This window comes from Nostoc parmelioides FACHB-3921, from assembly GCF_014696625.1.
GTDB lineage: Bacteria > Cyanobacteriota > Cyanobacteriia > Cyanobacteriales > Nostocaceae > Trichormus > Trichormus parmelioides.
In genome coordinates, this window is sequence record NZ_JACJQL010000091.1 from 1 (window position 1) to 20,345 (window position 20,345).

Consider the following 20,345-nt stretch of genomic DNA (forward strand, 5'->3'; position numbering starts at 1 on the left):
TGTGCTGTCGAGGGTTTGCTGATTTCTCTGATTGTTCGATACCTAGTGAGTAGATGATACTTTTTATCAATCCACTCTTTTGCCATTTTGTCAATGCGTAAGTCCTAATTAATTATGTAAAAATAAACTTGGTAAAAACAACACTTTGGCTCAAACATCCAAATGAGCAGCAATGGTCAAATCAAGATTCTATTTCTTGCAGCAGATCCCAGTGACAATGGGCGATTGCGTTTGGGTCAAGAGTTACGAGATATTCGTGAGAAACTGCAACTAGCAAAAGATCGGGATCAATTCGTGCTGGAGTCTCGTGAGTCGGTAAGTCCTGGGGATATCAGCCAAGCGATATTCGATGTTGAGCCGGATATTGTGCATTTTTCAGGACATGGAGATAGTACAGGTGAACTTAGCTTTGAAGATTTACTCGGACAAACTCAACCTGTAGACCCGGATGCTTTAGCAGCACTATTTGAATTAGTAGCCGATAAAATTAATTGTGTAGTCTTGAACGCTTGCTATTCTGAAACCCAAGCACAAGCTATTGCAGACCATATTCCCTATGTGATTGGGATGAGTACAGCCATAGGAGATAAAGCGGCGATCGCCTTTGCTGTCGGTTTTTACAAGGCAATAGCAGCAGGACGCACAATAGATCAAGCTTATAAGTTCGGTTGTGTGGAAATCAGATTACAAGGGATTCCAGAACATTTAACTCCAGTTCTGTATACTAAAGTCAGATCTAATGAAGTCAAGCCGACTCTTCCACAACGAAATTCTTCCTCGGTTAGTTTAACTCCTGGGCAAAGGCGGCGGACTTTACAAGAAATCAACAGCCTCCAGCAACAGTACGATTTACTAAGTGAAAAGTTGAGTCATCTACGGCTGAATTTAGCAATTGAGTCCAGTACTACTGTACAGTTTAATTTAAAAAAGCAGATTGAACAGTTAGAAACAGAAGTAAAAGAAATTAGTCAACGGATCGAAAATTTAGAAAATAAACTGTAATACCAATTCAAAATACCCTACGGGAAGCTAAAGCTACAAAATTCAAAATTCAAAATTAAGAATCAAGACAGAACAAGCGTTTGAGGCTGTATATCTGTCGCATTCTTTTTTCAAATTGGTATTAGGTATATGAGCCTTCTTGATCGAGGCTGGCAACCCCATATCACGCTGAGTCTGCCGACGACAAAAATTTTAATAAAAAATAAATCAGCATTGAGCAGCAATTAAGAAAAATTTTATGAATATGGTTTTTTAAAAATACGATCGCGCCACAATATAGTACCAGCGCGATCGCTTAATGATCCATGTTTTAGCTAATGAGATGCAACTGATTGATAACAGCGTTGATTAGATGATGAGTGAGGGGAAGACTATCAACTACCATTCCCAGACACAACAGCATCATGTAGGAAATAGAGTAGAGGAACAATTCTCTAGCTGTGGTGCGATCATCGGGATTATGAAGCAAGCGCCAGGATTTGCGGATGAACACTGCTCCTAGAGATATAGCGATCGCTGCATAAACAATACCACTAGAATGCAGAGGATAAACCAGCAATAGGGTAGCGGCGACTGTAATCAGGGTGTAATACCAGATTTGCTTGACTGTTGCGGCATTACCTTCAACTACGGGTAGCATAGGGATGCCAACCTTGGCATAGTCGTCACGAATCATCAAAGCCAGCGCCCAGAAGTGGGGGGGTGTCCACAAAAAGACGATAGCGAAGATTAACCATGCACTCCAGCTTAATGTACCTGTGACTGCTGCCCAACCAACTAAGGCGGGAATTGCCCCAGCCGCGCCACCAATCACAATATTTTGGGTGCTATGACGTTTTAACCAATGAGTATAGATTAAAACGTAAAAAATAATACCGGATAATGCTAATGAAGCGGCGAGGAGATTGGCGAATACTGTTAGTAAGGTAAAAGAAAGTACAGCCAGAGCGATCGCAAAAATCAGGGCATCACGCACCTGCACCTTACCCGATGGCATGGGACGATGACGCGTCCGTTCCATATCATAGTCAATATCCCGGTCATAAATGCAGTTAATTGTCTGGGCGCTAGCAGCTGCCAAAGTCCCACCAGCCATAGTGACTAACAATAGTACAGGGTCTACTTGTCCCTGTGCAGCAATCCACATACTCCCGGCTGTAGTAATCAACAACAAGGGAATAATGCGGGGTTTAGTTAGTTGGTAATAGCTTTGAATTACCTGGATAAAACTTTCGTGGTGGCGACGAGAGACATTAGTCTCAATCATTTTGAGTTTAATTCCTTATTTTCAACAACTTAATTGCAGCCCCAGTTGATATGGTGTTGCGTGAGGAGATTGGCTAGGGCTAATTCATCATTAGGTAATGAGGAGGATGAGTAAGAATTTCTTACTTTCCCATCCCCAGTCCCCAGCCCCCAATCCCCAATTCCTCATCTCATTTGGGTATTTGTGGCAGTTGCTGTTAAACCAACCGTAGCCCAGTCGCGTAATGCTAGGACGGTAAAAGCTACTAAAGTACCGAGCAGAGTAGCTCCTATCGCTTGGTGAGAGACTGTTAGAGGTTCGACTTGGAGGTGTAGGCGGAAAGTGGCAAATCCTAAGAGGATTTGTAAAATTAACAATCCTCCTGCCATATTAGCTAATCGTCGCAAGGCAGGATGTAACGCTGGTGTCCGCCAGGAAATCAAAACCACTGCTAGGGTTGCTACTGTTGGCGGTACTAAACCAAAAATATGGCTGTACATCACATTGCAAAGCTGGGAGCCACCAAAGCATTGGTGCAAAGCCCAACGAGAGCCGACTAAAGCGCCTAAGAGACTTTGTGCGTAAACTAAAATGGCGGCTATTAAGCCCACCCAAGGCAGCTTACCAACGTTACCTGTACCCTGATAGGGAGTGAGGGCTATGCCAATGATTAGTAGGCTGGTGAAAAACAACAGCGCGGTTCCCATGTGGGCGGTGACGATATCAAACCGCAATAATTCGGTGACTGTTAGCCCTCCCAAAATGCCTTGAAAAACGATTAAAAAGAGGGCGAAAGTTGATGCCCAAGGTAGCCAGGAGGGTAAAGCACGGCGATGCCACCAGGATAAACCAAACAGAGCGATCGCGCTGATGCCGATCAAACTCGCATCTAATCGGTGAAACCACTCCAAAAAAACTTGGAGATTCATTTGCTTGGCTGGGACTAATTCCCCATAGCAGAGAGGCCAATCTGGGCAAGCTAGGCCAGCATTCATCACACGGGTGGCAGAGCCTATTGCCATCAAAATCAAGGTGGCTATAGACATTTTCCACACCAAGCGACGAATCATATCCTTGGGCTTTTGTTGCTCTGCTGCCGTTTCATTTTGTTGTTCTAGGACAAATTCGTTCATGAACGATACCTTCTGCCCGCCCTTGGTGAGCTGTTTAAAATTTTCTATTTTCATTACCTACCCATCTCCACCCTAGCGTATATAACCGGGTTTATTGATGAGCTTTTACTTATTACTTTGAACTACTCCAGGGCTTACTAGCCTGAAGCTTTAGGTATTTTTTAAGTTCTGGGAAATTGATTAATGTTCATGAATTTTCAATTGCTAAATTTTCCTTAAATTTTTCTAATTTTTGGCATCTACTTTTAGTCGTATCTAATAAATCTCTTTTACTCAAGATTATTAATGTAGTCGAAAAAATTAATAAAGATTTCAGACCATTAGGCTCAATATTTAATAGGCTAGATTACCTTAGTAAGTGTGCTGCCTCAAAATAACGTAATCAATTCAATTAAGTGAGCCGTGAAAATTCCAAGTTCAATCTGGACACTACTAATAGGCATCGGGCTAACCCTGACAAGCCTTTGGTACGGTCAAAATCATGGACTAATGCCAGTTGCCGCCTCCGATGAAGCGGATTTAGTGGATGGTCTTTTTAATACAATGATGACCGTTTCCGCAGGTATATTTTTAATTGTTGAAGGTGTATTAGTTTACTGTGTTGTAAAATATCGTCGGCGCGCTGGTGATCATGAAGACGGCCCGCCAATTGAAGGTAATGTACCATTAGAAATACTTTGGACAGCGATCCCCGCAATTATAGTTATCGGTATTTCTGTCTATAGCTTTGAAGTTTATAATGACATCGGTGGTTTTGATCCCCACGCGGGTCATCAAGCGCCAATAACTCAGAGTTCCATGACAATGCCTGGGGCGGCGATCGCAGCCACGCTCAATGATACTGCTAACCCCAATCAAGAGAAATCTGATGAGGCCATGCAAGACCCAGCCACAGCCGCAGTCCGCAACGCCGACCAAATTCCCCAAAAACAGGATGCTCCTGGTTTAGGTATTGTGGCTCCCGGCATTGGCTCCAGTCCAGAGAAAGCTGGAAAACCACCAGAATTAGTAGTTAATGTCACCGGGTTACAATACGCTTGGATTTTCACCTATCCTGAATCAGGTATCACCACTGGTGAGTTACACGTTCCCATTGGGCGCGAAGTGCAAATCAATATGACAGCCAACGATGTCATTCATGCCTTTTGGGTTCCCGAATTTCGCTTGAAACAAGATGCGATCCCCGGTAGACAAACCGAGATGCGTTTCACGCCAAAAAAAGCAGGTGACTATACTCTCATTTGTGCTGAACTGTGCGGCCCCTACCACGGCGCAATGCGGACACAGGTAGTAGTTGAACCGGAAGAAGCATTTAAAAAATGGACACAGGAACAGCTAGCAGCCAACAATGATACGCTCAATCAAGCCGTTGCTGTCAACCCCACAGACTTAACCCCAGACGAATTTCTCGCGCCTTACACTAAGGGAATGGGAATTCAACAAGAGATGTTACATCACATTCACAAGTAGTCAAAAGTCTATAGTCCACAGTCCACAGTCCATAGTTATAGCGAACGACTATTGACTACTAGTCCATACTCCAAAGCTATAGCTCATGAACATTGACTATTGACCATTGACTATTGACCATTGACTATTGACTTTTAACCATGACACAAGCTCAGTTGCAAGAAACTGCCAACATCCCTGCTCTGATTGACGAACCAGGGGAAAGACATTGGCGAGATTACTTCAGTTTTAATACCGACCATAAGGTGATTGGGCTGCAATACCTAGTCACTTCCTTCATTTTTTACTGCATTGGCGGCGTGATGGCTGACTTGGTGCGGACAGAACTACGCACCCCTGAAGTAGATTTTGTCAGCCCAGAAGTTTACAACAGCTTATTTACACTGCACGCCACAATCATGATTTTCCTGTGGATTGTGCCGGCAGGTGCAGGGTTTGCCAACTATCTGATTCCCCTGATGATTGGGGCTAGAGATATGGCATTCCCCAGATTGAATGCTGTGGCGTTTTGGATGATTCCCCCGGCTGGATTGCTGCTGATTGCCAGTTTGGTTGTGGGTGATGCACCTGATGCCGGTTGGACTTCCTACCCCCCCTTGAGCTTGGTAACAGGACAAGTGGGTGAAGGTATTTGGATTATCAGTGTCCTGCTATTGGGTACATCTTCAATTTTGGGGGCGATTAATTTCCTCGTCACTCTTCTGAAGATGCGTATCCCTAGTATGGGTTTCCATCAAATGCCTTTGTTCTGTTGGGCGATGTTCGCCACTTCAGCATTAGTTTTACTGTCAACGCCGGTGTTAGCAGCCGGGTTGATTCTGCTGGCTTTTGACCTCATCGCCGGTACCACATTTTTCAACCCTACAGGCGGCGGTGATCCGGTGGTATACCAGCATATGTTCTGGTTTTACTCCCACCCGGCAGTATACATTATGATTTTGCCCTTCTTTGGCGCAATTTCTGAGATTATCCCCATACATTCGCGTAAACCAATTTTCGGTTATAAAGCGATCGCCTATTCATCCTTAGCTATCAGTTTTTTAGGGCTAATTGTCTGGGCGCACCATATGTTTACCAGTGGTATCCCCGGTTGGTTACGGATGTTCTTCATGATCACAACGATGATCATTGCCGTACCTACAGGAATCAAAATTTTCAGCTGGTTAGCTACGATGTGGGGCGGTAAAATCCAGTTCAACAGTGCCATGTTGTTTGCAGCCGGCTTTGTCGGTACTTTCGTGATTGGTGGTGTCAGTGGTGTCATGTTGGCAGCCGTGCCTTTTGATATTCACGTCCACGATACTTATTTTGTGGTGGCTCACTTACACTACGTTTTGTTTGGTGGTAGTGTGCTGGGCATTTTCGCCGCCATGTATCATTGGTTCCCGAAAATGACGGGACGCATGATTAACGAATTTTGGGGTAAGGTTCACTTTGCGTTAACTATTGTCGGTTTAAATATGACATTCCTACCTATGCACAAGCTGGGTTTGATGGGAATGAATCGCCGGATTGCACAATATGACCCCAAATTCACCTTATTAAACGAAATCTGCACTTACGGTTCTTACATCCTGGCAGTTTCTACTTTCCCCTTCATTTTCAATGCAATTTGGAGTTGGTTATACGGTGAGAAAGCTGGTAACAATCCTTGGCGCGCTCTCACCTTAGAGTGGATGACTACCTCACCACCAGCCATTGAGAATTTTGACAAACTCCCAGTATTAGCTACAGGGCCTTATGACTACGGTTTGGAAAAGGCTAACGAAGGCGTACCTTTATCCGACCCCAACCCAGTCTTATCGGCTGGCCCCAATTCAGTTCTCAGGGCTGAACCTGATGAGCCATATCCAACAATTGAGTCGTAGAGGATAGAGGTGTAGGGGTTTTTCACCCAGTCCCCAATCCCCAATCCAAGGCAAAAGTCAAAAAAAAATCTTTTGCCTTTTTACTTTTTACTTTTTTGTCCCCAGTCCCTAATTTTTAAGATTCATGCAAAGTCAAATTATTGACCCAGCGAAAACGGAACTCAATCATCACCACACAGCCGAGGCGGTTGGTCATCACGAAGAACATCCTGATCATCGGCTGTTTGGGTTATTTGTCTTCCTAGTTGCTGAAGGAATGATATTTTTAGGTTTGTTCGGAGCTTATCTGGCTTTCCGTTCAACATTACCTGTATGGCCGCCAGCAGGTACACCAGAGTTAGAACTTTTACTTCCTGGTGTAAATACTGTCAATCTAATTGCTAGCAGCTTTGTCATGCACAATGCTGACACTGCTATCAAGAAGAATGATACTAAGGGTATGCGTACTTGGTTGGCAATAACTGCCGCAATGGGTGCGATTTTCTTGGTCGGGCAAGTTTACGAATATACCCATTTAGAATTTGGGTTGACCACTAATTTGTTTGCTAGCGCGTTTTACGTGTTGACTGGTTTTCACGGACTGCACGTAACTATAGGCGTTTTGGCAATTTTAGCTGTGTTGTGGCGATCGCGCACTCAAGGTCACTACAGTAGTGAAAAACACTTCGGTATTGAAGCTGCGGAAATATACTGGCACTTTGTAGATGTAATCTGGATTATTCTGTTCGGATTACTGTACTTGCTGTAAGTATTAATTATTTAGTTGTTCACTCCACGCGGACAACATAGAATTTAGCCCCCCCTTTGGGGGTTTTTTTATTGGTGCAGTACTTTTTTCAAAACTTGGTCAAATTTTAGCTTTTTTAACGCAGAGTGACGCTGCGGTTAGCGCTGAGGCACGCAGAGATTTTATTGCTAACGTTGGAGTCTACAAGTAATATTTTCTTAGAGGATGTTTGAAAAGTATCATTGCTAACACCACAATCTTAAAAACCTAACCCCCCTAGCCCCCCTTCCCTATGAGGGAATGGGGGTTTCAAAGCCTCTCTCCGTTTCGGGTAGAGGTTTGGAGAGGGGTTTCTAGTATACTTTTCGACTTTTCAAACACCCTCTTAGGGTTTGCTGTTGATTTTTTAGATAAATGGAATCTCAAATACAAATAGAACAGGTCATTAAAACTCTGCAACAGGATTTACCGACACTGTTTGAGCAAGATATATCTTACGATATTTATACGCCAGATATTTACTTTCAAGACCCAGTAAACAAATTTAAAGGCAAATTTAACTACAGAATTATCTTTTGGACTTTACGGTTTCATGCCCGGTTATTTTTTACCGAAATCTATTTTGATTTACATGAAGTAACACAGTTGGATAAAGATACTATTTTAGCCAAATGGACAGTGCGGGGAACGTTACGAGTTCCCTGGCGATCGCAGATTTTTTTTAATGGCTACTCAACTTATAAATTGAGGCAAAATAATTTAATTTATGAACATATAGATACTTGGGATCGCAAGCCAGGAGAGATTTTGCGACAGTTTTGGATAAAGGGACAAAGTAGATAATTGGGCTTTGAGTTTTAAATTAATTAACCTGTTTTATCTAAAGGTAAAACATCGTGAAAATATTTATAGTCGATGTAGCGATGTCCATCAGGTGTGTGATGAAAAATATCAACGAAGCGACTGTTCCATAAAATATTACTAGCCGTATAAGTATGACGAGCATGAACTACTTGGGCTACTGTTTCATCAATGCCACTGACTGAGATAATTATATTTGTGTTTGTTTGCATTAGCGACTCTGCTGACATTCCATATAAAGGGCTGAATTCATCTATGGGATGCAGTGCTAGCCAGCTTAATGTAAAACTAGGTGTTTGATTTCTTAATAGTTTTAAATCGTGGAAACGCCGAATAAATCCTCCTTCTGCGGTGATTTCGTCACGCATCAAGTAAACTCGCATCTGGGCTTCTAAAATTAAATTGCGTCGCTGGTTAGCAGTACGAAACATCAGTGTTGGTACACCATTATACGGTGTGATAACTGTAACACGACTAAAGATAACACGGGCAGAAGGACGAGAAAATCGAGCAAATGCAAGTCCTGTCATAACAGCAATTCCCACCAAACCAATCATTGCTTCGATGGTGACAATAGCATTGGCATATAGTGTTTTGGGATACATCGCACCATAGCCAATAGATGCGAGTGTCTGCACACTGAAGAAGAATAAATCCAAAAAAGAACCAGGTCTAGCATTGGCTATACAATCTCCTCCCAGCCAGTAGGCTAGGGCAAATATGAGATTAATTGCTAGATAAGAAAGACAAATTAGTAATAAAAAGCCAATCCAAGGAATTGTTAGCAGTAAATGATAAGGATCTCGCCAGTAAGAATGCCATACACCCATGCCAATAATCTCAAATTGTCCATCCTGAATTTTAATTTGGACTCTATCTGGTCGTTTCTTTGCAAATCTCTTCAGTCGAAATTTCATCGGAAGTAGCCACAAGAACGGCAAATATTAGTATTATTACTAAATTACCGCCAATCGTCATGCTGGATTTTTTCCCAGTCTGGTCAAATATTTAAGATATGGTTGGCAATAGTTGATAGGTAATAGCTAATTGATTGTAATAATTACCCATTACCCATTACCCATTACCACTATCACAACTTTAGTCAGCCAATACACGTCCTAAAAATTCTATTATTTCTGCCCAAGCCGAGGTAGTAGCAGCAGAATCGTAGCGATAACCGTCGTCACGCATGAAGGTATGTTCTGCTTCATATAAAACTACTTTGTGAGGTACTTTAGCATCTTCAATGGCTTTAATTAAAATTTGGCGATCGCTTTCTGGTATGTGAGGATCAAGTGTACCCAGTACTAGCAATATTTCGCCAGTGATTTCCTTGACTCTGTGGATAGTATCCGCTACTCCTTTACCCAACTTACCACTGGGAATCCCTGTAGGGTAGCAGCAGACAGAGGCTTTAACTTCGTTTTCAAAAGCTGCACGAAAGGCTAAGTGTCCACCTATACAAAAACCAACGGTACCAATTTTATCAGCATTAACAGTGCTTTCCGCTTTGAGAAAATCAATTACAGCACGAGAATCTGCATCATATTCAGCGATCGCAGTTCGTCGCGCATTGTCATTACCCCGCATTCTCCCAAGATCATCCGGCTCAATTACTAGTCCAATTGGCTCAAGGCGATGAAAAATTTCTGGTGCTGCTACTACGTAACCAAATCCAGCTAAGTAGTTAGCTAGACGAATTATTGGGCTACCTAACTGATAAATATCACTATAAAATACAATACCTGGATAAACTCCTGCTGGTTTTGGAGATGCGACATAAACACGCATTAAGCTGTCATCTACTCTCAACTCCACATTGCGCTTAGTGATTTGCACTGTTTTAGCCCCGTGTTATGTTTGCTTTCATTAGCTTTTACACCAGGGAATAATAAAATCTGGATTTCTGCATAACTTCCCATCAAATACTTGATGTATGTATAAATAATTTATCAATTATTTTTAATTATCAATTTAAAAGGAAATTCTATTTGCTACTATTAATAACTAGACTTAAGGTAAAGTTAAGCACATTTTATAAGCAATATAATATCTAAAGTCATGGAAAATATTCATTCTGTAAGAGAACCACTTGGTGAAACAACTGATGTAGAAGTTTGGCTGGGTAGAGCCGGCTTGAAATTTGCAGACTTGGGTCATGATGATGCTAGTAAAGCCATTCGTAAGCAGTGGCGAGAGTATCAAGCCGCCGTACAGAAATGCTGTGTTGCACTACGTCAGCCACCAGAACTTGTTCAACTAAGTGGTGCTTACGCCAAACTGAGAATACCCGGTGATAAATCAATCGCCAATGATGAAAGTATCCTCAATTCATAGGTCAGATGTAGTACATTTAACCTGCATATTTTTCGTGTTTGCTGTTAACAGTTAACTGTCAACTGTTAACTGTTATTTCTCAGGTAAGTTTCGTGGTGGGATAATTCGCCCTTCGTAAAACTGCTTTTCGAGTTTGCTTAATCCCCACCATGCAGCTGCAAAAGTGATTGGTGTGATTGTCTCAATGAGAATAGCTGGAATTGATGTCACGTCGAAAAACAGTGTGAGTAAGGGAGTGCTTACCAACGAGATAACTGTGGCTACTCCGCTCCATAATCGTAGTTTCTGGATTTTAGTTAAAGCACTTCTACAACTGGCACATTTTATTGTGTGTGAATAGTATCTTTCTAAGAGTTGTTCTTTGGGTATGGCTGGCGAAAAACTTTCCCCAGGAAATGGTTCAGCGTTGTAATTGTTCACCCACTGGCGCAGTTCAAACACAAAACTGTCAGCTTTTGTTGGTAGGTAAAACGCTTTTGTAAAGTTAGGACTACCCCCTTTAGCTTGGAGATATCTTTCTTGATAGTGGAGAAAAATTTGGTCGTCTTCTAAAACACCATTTTGTCCCAGGTGATAGTACCAACGTGGTCTTAATTTAATAAAAATCCCTGGTAGTTTGGAAGGAAACTTAAAAGGAAACCGAGCAAATAAACGGCACTCACCTTTACGAATAGGTGTAGCATAAACAACAGTTAAGATGCGTCCTCGTTCGCTGTTGATATCATGCCACATTAAAGCTGGTGCAACAAAAGTTGTAGATAATTCCGATTGTCCGGCTTTGATGCTTTGATGCCAAACACCTTTGAAACCGTGTTTTCCAGATGTAACTACCTCTAGTTCTAAGGGAGCAGCATTTTTCCGATTTCCTACAGTTTTGTGATGAGTATAAGCTAAATGACTGGGATCAAGTATGTTTTCTAAAAGTGTGAGGGCATCATAAGGCACATCTCTAAACGTATTTATAACAACCCAACCATCTGGCGATTCTTCTAATGGTTCAACTACAGGAATTTTAGTTTTGGCTGCGTTGTCTGGGTTGCCTATGTAAACAAATAACATTCCTTGGCGTTCTGTGGTCAGCCAAGATGTCACACAAGCGCGCTGGGAAGTCTCAGCTTGTCCGCCTTGAGGTTGTTGAGGTATGCGCTGACAACTGCCATCTCCAGCGAAACTCCAACCGTGATAAGGACACTCTAACAGTCCTTCCTCATTAATTCTGCCTTCAGAAAGTGGCGCTAAACGGTGAGGACATTGATCTTCAAACGCTTGCCAAGTCTGAGATTGCTGATCCCACCAGATGACAATATCTTTACCTAATAAGGTAAAAGCTGTGGGTTTCGATTTATCTAAATCTTCTAAGTAGTGGACTGGATACCAAGCTTCATGCCAATCAAAACTATGAGGGTCACTACCACCTGGCAATATCTGTTCTAAAGTCGGGTTAGTGTTAACCATGAGCGTTAATTTATAAATATTCAATATTATTTACAAAATAGTACATCAAACTAAAAATTTACGTGAATAGTGTCTTGAGTGACACGATGTACTGTGTAGGATATGTACGCCGATATTGGCTCAATGATAAAGAAAAAATTAATATTTGTTCGTCCGAGTGAGCGATCGCCTTCGATGGCGTGAATCATTTCTACTTACACTGGCTTCTTCCTTGGGTGAGATATTGGGATAGCTAAGTTAAACTTTCATAACCGTAGCGATCGCTTTTCTGGAAAGATTTACTGCACAATGATTACAGTGATCAATTTTCAGTTGTCATTGGTCATGGGGCATTAGAGGTGTTGCGCTGCAACTTCTGTCCATAGTTATTAGTTCTGCCTCCTCTTTTAACCTAAACCCTACAACCTGTTCCCATCTTCTAGAGTTGGCAAATTCTTTCTTGAGTCCTATCTCTGCTTGACAGTAAGCTAATGCGCGCCCAAATTGCATAACCGTTAACTGTTAACGGTCAACAGTCAACAAACCTTATGATGGATTATGCAGCTTAAAAGCGGAATAACTGACTTTCATCCATTACAAGATGGACATTTATAGCAATTTTAAGCTAAAGTTGTAATGAGTTTGTTTTAGATTAAGGTGTGACGGAACAACCTATCAAGAAGCAAAAAAACTATTACCTCAAACTGTGATTACCGCACCACACAAAAGCCACAACACAGTTAGAGGTAAGGCACTGTTATTTAATATCTTCACATATATACAACGGCAATAACCATCAAACTGGGAAAGATACCCAATAGTAAATCGACATAAATATGCAGCAACAGGCAATATCGACAAAACCAATTCGTTCTCTAGAAGATGCTCTTGAGCGTTGTCAGCTGTTAGGTATGCGCGTCAGTCGCCAGCGCCGCTTTATTCTAGAACTGCTGTGGCAAGCAAATGAGCATCTTTCTGCTAGAGAAATTTACGATCGCCTCAACCAACAAGGCAAAGACATTGGTCATACATCTGTATATCAAAACTTAGAAGCATTATCAACTCAAGGCATTATTGAGAGTATCGAACGTTGTGACGGGCGTTTATACGGCAATATTAGTGACTCTCACAGTCATGTTAACTGCTTAGACACTAACCAAATTTTGGATGTGCATATTCAACTTCCAGAGGCATTTATCCAAGAAGTTGAACAAAGAACGGGAGTAAAGATTACAGATTATAGTATCAACTTCTATGGATATCGGCATCCTCAAGATGAAGAGTAGAGATGCTAGGAGACAATTGTACAGACGCGATTAATCGCGTCTCTACTCATAACTCACTTTTACCAAAAACTGTTTCATCATAGGTTTCGTGGTCTAAAATTGTAGGCATAATTAACTCACCTTCCAAGCTTTCAATTAAGCCGGCATCAAGATTATTTTGATTCCAAAACTTAGTTTTTTCTTTGGTACTAAAAACACTAAGATAAGATTGCTTGGATAACAAACTTTTTACTACTTGAAATTGTTCTAGAGAAAATAACGCGCCGTGGAGTTGGGCAATTTCTCTTTCAGCCTCGGTGAGGAGAACATCACATAAACAAGCATTGGTGAGATTTACGGTTTCTAGGCTAACACCAGTGAGATTTGCGCCGGCTAAGTTAGCACCAGCCAAATTTGCGTTATTTAAGTTAGCCCCAACTAAATTTGCATTCACTAATACAGCATCGCATAAATTTGCTTGTTCAAGATTTGCGCCAGTCAGGACGACTTGCGATAAAAATGCGCCTGAGAGGTTGATTTTAGCTAAAGATTGGGAGCAGAGGCGTTTTATTAGAGCGTTACTTCCAGAAAAAGCGGCTTTAGCCAACAGCATAATCATCGTGTGGGGGTAAAACTCGCTGACATTGGCTGGATTACCACAAGGACTAAAAGCAACTTGAATGTCCCGACTAATAGCAGCTAGTAATAAAAATACATTTATTCCCACATTTGTATTCACTTGCTCAACATTCACAAGATTTTGTAAGCTATGAAAATAGGGTAGTGCTTTGTGGGCAATGCCTTCATCTAACCAACGTCCTTGACACCAACCGCGCCAAAACGATTCCAGTCGTTGTAACAAAATGGGTTTTTGCTGGGTTTGTAATGCGGCGATGACTAATCCCTCAATTTCTGGTGTAATAACGCCGTAGCCTAGTAAATTGTATAGATGCTGGGCAACACTGCTAGGAGCATTCAAAATAAATGTTTCTGTTCCGTAAACATCTTCTTGGCACTGGGTTAGCATTTGCAGTTGGTTGGCTACAGCTTCAGCACAGAGATATTCGCCTATTTGTGAGTGGGAAAATTCTACTTTAATTGTTAATTGTGCTTTGTCAGTAGCTTGTGGCGACTTACTGCTAAGACAATAACGGAAATATAAGGACGGGAGATTGTTTGTATTTAATTCTTCAGTCAGGGTAACTTGATGACGATCGCCATGTAAAATTTTGAGAGCGATCGCTTGTATTTGTGCAATCAGGTCTTGGGGATGGTACTCTCCTAGTAGATTGGTAATTGCTTCTGGTGTACGGTGAATATGAGCAGTTCCCGGACGTAATAGCATTGTCTTCATCCCCGCAGTCAACGGATACCCCAGCAACCATCGTTTGAGGCGAGAGTAAATTTCCCAATGCAGGGAAACCCTAGTATTTTTTTGCAATATCTCATCATCTAATAGTCCGTCGCGGTGGAAAACCCCCAATAAATACAGCATTAATGGTTGACGTACTAATTGAGAGAGTTCTGATAAGTGAGACTTGTTAGCAAATAATCCTGCTTGTTTTAAGAATGTAAAAAAGTTTTGGGACGTGGGTAACGACTGGACTAATGCCCATTGTTGAAACCATTGTTTTAGCTGGTTTACTTCTAAAGGTTGAGTTTTAATGCGTCGCCATTGTAGGGGGATTTCTGAAGTAATTTCCTCCACCGTTTGAGAGCAACTAGTCAAGACAATTTTATGTTGTTCTTGGGACTGTAATTGTAGTAACTGTTGAATAAAAATTTGTTTATCTCGATTTCCCTGATGAGAAGAGGGAAGTTCATCTAACCCATCTAGTAATAAAACACATCGATTATTTGTTTGCTCTAACCAAGCAGACAAGTTGACATGAGCATTTAATGTAAAACCAGAGTTGAGAGTTTCCAGCAAACTTTTACCATATTTAATATCCCGCAACCGAATCAATATGGGCATCCAATGAGGATAAAGTTTTAATGCTACTTCTGCCGCCCAAATCTGACAAAAACTGGTTTTCCCATAACCAGGTTCTGACTCAATTACAGCAATAGTTTCTAAATCATTTAGTTGTTTTTCTACCCATGTTTTTAAATCAATTATTTGTTCACTGTTAGGTTCTTGAGGTACACCAGATAAAGGAACATAAATATTTTTGAGGTCAAAATGTTCCATTAATAATGGTGTACTGAGAGTTTGTAGCAAACTAGCGCGATAATTCTCTTTGTGTAAATCAATATTTAAGACATCTTCTAAAGTTCCTATGCGGAAAAACTTTTGTAGCTGCGCTAAAGGCGCGGAGTTTTGAGCAATGATTTTTATCAGGTATCCGGGAAGGGAATTATCTAAACGCTGAGTTAATAATTTGGCTTCTAATTCTTCTGCACCATTAGCCATTAACCAAGCTACAGTGGCATGATTCATCTGTTGTACTAGTAATGAATCTGCTACAGAAGAAAGTGCTTGTTCGGCTTGAGTATCAGTTAATTTACCGGGAGAGAGAGTTTTTAATAATCCTTGGAGTTGGGGATCTGAGATAATTATGGTGGCTTGTGCAGGAATTTTGGCACGATTTAGCCAAGGTCTTTTTAACTGTTCTTCTTGGAGTAAAATCTGTTCTAACGCCAACAGGTAAGCAATTTGGAATGCTAACCAAGTACCTTCATTGCGTTTGAGAGCTTTTTTTTGACTAAGATGACGCAGAAGATGTTCGCTTAAGGAAGCAAGCACAGAAATTTCTTGTTCAACTGTGCCTAATGATAATTGCAGTACTTCTGCTAACGGACAAATATCCAACGGCATCAGGCTTTTAAGTTCCATATCCTGAACAATACGATAGGCAATACCTGCCAGTTGCCCAGAAGCAAATGTTTTTATATGGCTAATTTCTATTTGGCGTTCTGCCAACCACTGGCGGAGACTGAGGTTCATTTAATCACATGAATAATTGATGCTTATGGTAATTATCTTTCATTTATCAGTGGACGAAAACAGGTGACAATGAGGAGGGATTTTACTTTTTACGAGTTGCAGCCAAGACAGTGCTGGTGTATTTGAGCAGACTATGAGCGATCGCCCTTTAAAGTTATTATTAGTTGATCAAGACCCTATTTTCCGCCTGGGACTACGGGTAGCGTTGGAAGCCATGCCTAACATAGAGGTGGTATCGGAAGCACCAACAGACACAGCCGCTTTACAAATACTTGCGGAACTTGCCCAGATTAACCCCAATCAAGTGGACTTGGTAATTTTAGAATTAGGGAATAGTCGCTCAATTGATAGCCAACAGCAAGGGTTACAACTTTGTCAGCAACTCAAAGCTACATACCCCACACTACCAACTTTGCTCTTAAGTGCAATTCCAGATGCAGGACTAATCATGGCAGCGAGGGCTGCTGGTGTACGGGGTTACTGCCCTAAAGGTACTCCCATTTCCCAATTAGTCACCGTTATAGAAGCCGTCGCGGCTGGTAATTCCTACTGGTTGACTGAAACAGTAAACCCAGAAATTACTTCCTCTGTTGCTGCGGTTACGCCTCGTTTACCTTTGGCTAAGTGGCGGCAAAATTTACATTTATCAAGTGTGAATTATATTGATCATGCGCTGCAAGAAGTCACAGCACAATTACAAACTCCTGGTTTACCAATATTAGATCGAGCAATTCTAGCCGGGAAGCGAAGAGAACTTTTAGCAAGTCGCTGGTTGCTCAATCAGGTACTAATTTTACCCCAAGAAAAACAACAGCCAACATTAACCTCCTCAGTTGCCAAATCGCTACCTATAGTACCCCCACCCATACCTACAATTAGCGCCTCAGATTCACAACAAACATCAACATCACCCCCGCTACTCAGTCCCAGAGCCTTACAAACCAATTTATTTGCAGCTTGTATTAATAAACTGCAATTTCCTTTAAATAACGTTTCAGATTCAATTTTAGAAATTGATATCTTTCGTGAAGCTAAAAAGCGAGAACTTCTATATCTAATTTTGCAAAAACTGGCTCAACAATTAGATGCTTTGCGTAATGCTCAAATTACAGCTAATCAGTTAGTAGAATTACAGCCTGTAATCTTACATGATTTATGGCAAGCAGTAATTACAGACTTTTTCGGCAAATTTTCCAGAGTGCAAGTAGGCAAGCGTAATCTAGAAATTGTCACCGTATTATTGCAGAATCCCGGAGTTGTACAAACAGCAATTCTGAATAAGATTCCTTTAGGATTAGAATTATTTTCTTATCTATTATTGCAAACAGATTTAAGAGTAGAGCATCATACTTATCCAGCAGGTAGCTCTGAAGCCAACTTCCACGCAGAAATGTTACTCGAAAACTTGATAATTCAGGTAGCTAATGCTGTAGTCCAACCACTGTTAAATTATTTGGCAGATATAGAAGAAATTAAACAAGATTTCTATGTTAAATCTTTAATGTCTACACGAGAACTGGAACGTTTTAGAAATGATTTATCATGGAAATACCGATTAAATAACTATGTAACTGAAGCCAAAGCAATTTTTGAAAGCCGCTACGAACTACTTGTGTTTGCACCCCGTGGTATTGCCCAGATTTCCATTTATGCTCCCCGCAATGACGAACTAGCACAATTGTCTGGAGTACCTTTAGTAGTTACATTAGGTTTAGAATTTCGAGATGCGATCGCTCCTCGTTTACAATCACTATTATCTGTCTTAGGTAGCGGCATTGTCTTTGTGCTAACCCAAATCATTGGTCGAGGTTTAGGCTTAATTGGTCGCGGAATTATTCAAGGTATTGGTAGCGTATCTTTCGACAAAAATTTTAAACGTGATAGTGAACGACCGAAGTAGTTAACGCGATGTGCGACTTATTCTTAAAACCCCTCTCCATAGAGCGAAGCGCTTCTCGTAGAGTACCTCTCCCCTGCAAGGCTACGGTGTACACATATCTGAGTGCTGGGTACAGAATGTGGTTTGATCCCCCTAAATCCCCCTTAACAAGGGGGACTTTGATTCTTGTTCCCCCTTTTTTAAGGGGGGCTAGGGGGGATCAAAACGTTATGGGACTAAGTTATTAGACTTGTGTATACACGGTAGCCTGCAAGGAGAGAGGCTTCAAAACCTTCATTTTTCTTTGAGCTTTCAAGATATTTAAGCCCCTCTCCGTGTCGGAGAGGGGTTTGGGGAGAGGTCATCAAACTCACCTTGAATTACAGCTAAATCTTCTGGTGTGTTGCAGTTGAATAATATCTCTGGGGTTGGTAGAGATAAAACTTGTACAGAATGATGTTGTAGCCACTGTTGAAAAGAGCGCCCACCTTGATTGATAAACTCTAATAATGGCGGTAAACAGCGACGGCGATAGAAACCGCATAAGGGTTCCCAGCCTTTGGCGTGATGGGGTAAAGTGGCGATCGCTTCCTCTGGTACACTATCAAGATTAGCAGCCCATTCTTGCAAAACCTCAACCCGTAATTTAGGTAAATCGCAAGCTAAAAGTAACACCCACTCAGTTTTTACCTCTGCTAACCCTTGAGCAAAGCCAATCAAAGGCCCCTGAGTCGCCGCTTCTGGAAGAAATTTGCACCCTGTTAAAACTAAATGCTCATAGCGTTCCGGCCAAGGGGTGACAATATAAACAGTATCAGCACAACTGGCGGCAATGTTACACACAAATTGCAACAACGGCACACTTTGAACAGTTATCAAAGCTTTATCCTGTCCCATCCGGGAACTTTGACCACCTGCAAGAACAATAGCAGTTAAGTTATTCATGAATTGAGTCGTTTGTTAGTCAGGTTAATGCGCGCTATGGGCGTTGACTGTTGACTGTTGACTGTAGGGTGGGCAATGCCCACCACAATCATAAAATATTAGTATTAGTTATCAAAAAAATAAAATTAGTGACGAAACTCATTTTTTTAATTATCAAAAACTCAGTTTCGTGACCAAATCAATTGCATTCGTCACCACACGATTCAGTTTCGTGACCAAATCAATTGCATTCGCCACCACACGATTCAGTTTCGTGACCAAATCAATTGCATTCGTCACCACACGATTCAGTTTCGTGACCAAATCAATTGCATTCGTCACCACACGATTCAGTTTCGTGACCAAATCAATTGTATTTGCCACCACACGATTCAGTTTTGTGACCAAATCAATTGCATTTGCCACCACAGGAATTGAAATCACCACCAAACAACTCTGATAGTCAAGAAATCAACACCAGCAAAAGCTGACAGAATTGACACTCAGCAAGAATCCTCATCTTTCCGTCATAATGGGATTGTGTTATGTGATACTTGCACCTGCTCATGAACGAACAGCGTTTACAGGCTTATTATCAGCTAATTCAAAATCTGCTAGATTGCCCTAGTGGGGAAGAACCAGAGATATTAGCAGCGAATACAGAATTGCTAGATGCTGACTTTGTGCAGGTGGTAGGATTAGCAGCAGAGCATTTTGCCCAGCAGGGAGAAGAAAATAGAGCCAATTGGTTGAGAAACTTAGCAACATATCTCACCACCCCAGAAACGCACCCCATCACCAAAGCAGATATAGAGACTTACTCGCCATTTATCTTAGAAGTATTGCGAGCAACAGCAGAAAGTAACGGCAATCCTCAAGTAATTTACCTGTTGCTGGCAGCTAATACCGATAAACTAAATCGTATCTTTGCAGAATTACTGCGCCGTTGGGCAACAAATACCTTAGCAGAAGCAGAACAAGATACAGCAACATCCATCGCTAATGTGATTGGTAACTTTAGTAATCTGATTCAGCAATTTCCCTTGGGTAGCAAAGCCAACAACATGGAAATTGCCATTACTGGCTACGAAATCATCCAATCTATTTACAACCGCCCAGCCTTTCCTGAAAAATGGGCAACCATACAAAATAATCTGGCGACTGCTTACTCTGACAGAATATTAGGAAACAGAGGGGAGAATCTGGAGAAGGCCATCGCTGCTTATTCTGCGGCTCTGGAAGTATATACCCG

18 protein-coding genes and 1 pseudogene are annotated in these 20,345 nt (G+C 41.5%); 9 read left to right on the forward strand and 10 right to left on the reverse strand.

All coding sequences use genetic code 11. The features are described 5' to 3' along the window. The first annotated feature begins 162 nt into the window (after positions 1 to 162). Positions 163 to 1,002, forward strand: a complete 840-nt coding sequence (locus H6G14_RS29805; RefSeq protein ID WP_190572189.1) for a CHAT domain-containing protein — start codon at positions 163 to 165, stop codon at positions 1,000 to 1,002. A 310-nt stretch (positions 1,003 to 1,312) separates the two neighbouring features. On the opposite strand, the gene H6G14_RS29810 is transcribed toward H6G14_RS29805, so the two are convergent. Together H6G14_RS29810 and H6G14_RS29815 are read right to left on the reverse strand one after the other, a co-directional pair. Next, a complete protein-coding gene (locus tag H6G14_RS29810) occupies positions 1,313 to 2,269 on the reverse strand; it encodes a heme o synthase (protein WP_190572191.1) in 957 nt (318 codons plus the stop codon). A gap of 164 nt (positions 2,270 to 2,433) precedes the next feature. Then, the gene (locus H6G14_RS29815; RefSeq protein ID WP_190572193.1) at positions 2,434 to 3,381 is read right to left on the reverse strand and encodes a COX15/CtaA family protein; all 948 of its coding nucleotides are present in this window, start codon (positions 3,379 to 3,381) and stop codon (positions 2,434 to 2,436) included. 402 nt (positions 3,382 to 3,783) lie between these two features. Here H6G14_RS29815 and H6G14_RS29820 point away from each other — a divergent pair, with 402 nt between their 5' ends. The 4 genes from H6G14_RS29820 (at position 3,784) to H6G14_RS29835 (ending at position 8,289) form a co-directional block, all read left to right on the forward strand. Beyond that, the gene (locus tag H6G14_RS29820) at positions 3,784 to 4,851 is read left to right on the forward strand and encodes a cytochrome c oxidase subunit II transmembrane domain-containing protein (protein ID WP_190572195.1); all 1,068 of its coding nucleotides are present in this window, start codon (positions 3,784 to 3,786) and stop codon (positions 4,849 to 4,851) included. 140 nt (positions 4,852 to 4,991) lie between these two features. Further along, a complete protein-coding gene (ctaD, locus tag H6G14_RS29825; RefSeq protein WP_190572196.1) occupies positions 4,992 to 6,719 on the forward strand; it encodes a cytochrome c oxidase subunit I in 1,728 nt (575 codons plus the stop codon). Between the two features lie 124 nt (positions 6,720 to 6,843). Further along, positions 6,844 to 7,467, forward strand: a complete 624-nt coding sequence (locus tag H6G14_RS29830) for a cytochrome c oxidase subunit 3 (RefSeq protein WP_190572199.1) — start codon at positions 6,844 to 6,846, stop codon at positions 7,465 to 7,467. 393 nt (positions 7,468 to 7,860) lie between these two features. Further along, a complete protein-coding gene (locus H6G14_RS29835; RefSeq protein ID WP_190572201.1) occupies positions 7,861 to 8,289 on the forward strand; it encodes a C6orf136 family protein in 429 nt (142 codons plus the stop codon). A 23-nt stretch (positions 8,290 to 8,312) separates the two neighbouring features. Here the strand turns inward: H6G14_RS29835 and H6G14_RS29840 are convergent, their stop codons facing one another. Both H6G14_RS29840 and H6G14_RS29845 read right to left on the reverse strand, forming a co-directional pair. Then, on the reverse strand, positions 8,313 to 9,224 hold the full coding sequence (locus H6G14_RS29840) for an ion channel (protein ID WP_190572203.1): 912 nt from the start codon (positions 9,222 to 9,224) through the stop codon (positions 8,313 to 8,315). A gap of 181 nt (positions 9,225 to 9,405) precedes the next feature. After that, the gene (locus H6G14_RS29845) at positions 9,406 to 10,146 is read right to left on the reverse strand and encodes a dienelactone hydrolase family protein (protein ID WP_190572205.1); all 741 of its coding nucleotides are present in this window, start codon (positions 10,144 to 10,146) and stop codon (positions 9,406 to 9,408) included. A gap of 222 nt (positions 10,147 to 10,368) precedes the next feature. Between H6G14_RS29845 and H6G14_RS29850 the strand changes: the two genes are divergently transcribed. Then, a complete protein-coding gene (locus H6G14_RS29850; protein ID WP_190572206.1) occupies positions 10,369 to 10,644 on the forward strand; it encodes a hypothetical protein in 276 nt (91 codons plus the stop codon). A gap of 72 nt (positions 10,645 to 10,716) precedes the next feature. On the opposite strand, the gene H6G14_RS29855 is transcribed toward H6G14_RS29850, so the two are convergent. The 3 genes from H6G14_RS29855 to H6G14_RS29865 all read right to left on the reverse strand — a co-directional run bounded on the left by H6G14_RS29855 (position 10,717) and on the right by H6G14_RS29865 (position 12,588). Then, a complete protein-coding gene (locus H6G14_RS29855) occupies positions 10,717 to 12,099 on the reverse strand; it encodes an aromatic ring-hydroxylating dioxygenase subunit alpha (protein WP_190572208.1) in 1,383 nt (460 codons plus the stop codon). 50 nt (positions 12,100 to 12,149) lie between these two features. Continuing rightward, positions 12,150 to 12,287, reverse strand: coding sequence for a hypothetical protein (locus H6G14_RS29860; RefSeq protein WP_190572210.1), 138 nt, complete (start codon positions 12,285 to 12,287; stop codon positions 12,150 to 12,152). A gap of 127 nt (positions 12,288 to 12,414) precedes the next feature. After that, positions 12,415 to 12,588: a hypothetical protein gene (locus H6G14_RS29865; RefSeq protein WP_190572212.1), complete on the reverse strand. Its 174-nt coding sequence runs from the start codon at positions 12,586 to 12,588 to the stop codon at positions 12,415 to 12,417. Between the two features lie 326 nt (positions 12,589 to 12,914). On the opposite strand from H6G14_RS29865, the gene H6G14_RS29870 reads away from it, so the two are divergent. Then, positions 12,915 to 13,364 (forward strand): Fur family transcriptional regulator, encoded by a 450-nt coding sequence (locus tag H6G14_RS29870; RefSeq protein WP_010995131.1) that lies wholly within the window; start codon positions 12,915 to 12,917, stop codon positions 13,362 to 13,364. Between the two features lie 46 nt (positions 13,365 to 13,410). On the opposite strand, the gene H6G14_RS29875 is transcribed toward H6G14_RS29870, so the two are convergent. Further along, entirely contained in the window at positions 13,411 to 16,290 is a 2,880-nt protein-coding gene (locus H6G14_RS29875; RefSeq protein WP_190572214.1) for an NACHT domain-containing protein, read from the reverse strand. Positions 16,291 to 16,423: 133 nt separating this feature from the next. On the opposite strand from H6G14_RS29875, the gene H6G14_RS29880 reads away from it, so the two are divergent. Then, positions 16,424 to 18,190, forward strand: a complete 1,767-nt coding sequence (locus H6G14_RS29880; protein ID WP_190572216.1) for a DUF3685 domain-containing protein — start codon at positions 16,424 to 16,426, stop codon at positions 18,188 to 18,190. A gap of 300 nt (positions 18,191 to 18,490) precedes the next feature. On the opposite strand, the gene H6G14_RS29885 is transcribed toward H6G14_RS29880, so the two are convergent. Next, on the reverse strand, positions 18,491 to 19,114 hold the full coding sequence (locus tag H6G14_RS29885) for a molybdenum cofactor guanylyltransferase (RefSeq protein ID WP_190572218.1): 624 nt from the start codon (positions 19,112 to 19,114) through the stop codon (positions 18,491 to 18,493). Between the two features lie 153 nt (positions 19,115 to 19,267). Further along, positions 19,268 to 19,540, reverse strand: a complete 273-nt coding sequence (locus H6G14_RS29890) for a hypothetical protein (protein ID WP_338421237.1) — start codon at positions 19,538 to 19,540, stop codon at positions 19,268 to 19,270. A gap of 119 nt (positions 19,541 to 19,659) precedes the next feature. Between H6G14_RS29890 and H6G14_RS29895 the strand changes: the two are divergent. Further along, positions 19,660 to 20,345, forward strand: a pseudogene (locus H6G14_RS29895) (CHAT domain-containing protein); the annotation flags it as partial.